The organism is Bartonella sp. MR168JLCBS (assembly GCF_042194175.1).
Genome location: NZ_JBHIMP010000197.1, coordinates 1 through 941, shown reverse-complemented (window position 1 = coordinate 941; position 941 = coordinate 1). Strand labels below are relative to the sequence as shown.

At 38.5% G+C, this 941-nt stretch carries 1 protein-coding gene; it reads left to right on the top strand.

Annotation, left to right across the window (positions count from 1 at the left end; all coding sequences use genetic code 11):
- Nucleotides 1-34: 34 nt before the first annotated feature.
- A complete protein-coding gene (locus ACFIK8_RS10300) occupies nt 35-880 on the top strand; it encodes a type IV secretion system protein (protein ID WP_375661734.1) in 846 nt (281 codons plus the stop codon).
- Nucleotides 881-941 lie beyond the last annotated feature (61 nt).

Genomic DNA, 941 nt, shown 5'->3' with positions numbered 1-941 from the left:
ATAAAAAGTTGAAAATTCGTTAAAGAGGAATTCCATGAACTTTACAGTGTTCACGCAACTTTTCAATAAAATTGATCAGATAACAAAAACATATGTCACGGATATTTCCTTAAAAACAACGGCTACAATTACACCCTTTGTATCGATCGGTATCACAATCGCTTTCATCATCTATGGATGGCTCATCATTCGTGGCGCTATAGATATGCCTCTCTCCGGATTTGTAAATCGTTTCCTACGGATAAGTATTATTACTTCAATAGCTCTTACCACAGGACTTTATCAGAATGAAATTGCCAATTTGATAACACAAATGCCCCATGAGTTATCAAAAGCGCTCTTAACAGATCCACTCAATGATACACAATTAATGAATTTACTAGACAAAACAGCAACCAAAGGATTTCAATATGCAGGACGTCTTTTCCAAGAAACCGTCTTCTTCGAAGCCAATGGACTGCTTTACAGTCTCTTAGGTATCATCATCTTGCTGGCAACAAGCCTCGTAGTAGCAATCGGCGGTGGTCTCGTACTCCTGACAAAAATCGCTATTACACTTCTCGTAGGATGGGGATCACTCTTCATCATTGCTTTGCTCTGGCAACCAACTCATCGCCTTTTCGAGCAATGGATAACCCAAGTCGTCAATTATATAATCCTCTTTCTACTCTTAGCGACTGTATTTAATCTGATGATGAATATCTTTGCAAACTATTTGAGCGATATGAAACTCGATTACGACCAGAATATAAGCTTCATGTTTGGGGGTGCTCTCATCTTGTCCATTATATCCATCACGCTGTTACTCAAACTATCAAGCGTTGCCAATTCTCTCGCAAAAGGCATTACATTTGGACATCTATGGAGACATAGAAACTAGATGAGATAAAAAGCAATGCTGCTCGTAACAGATGCCCTTAATATCCATATGACAAAATAAC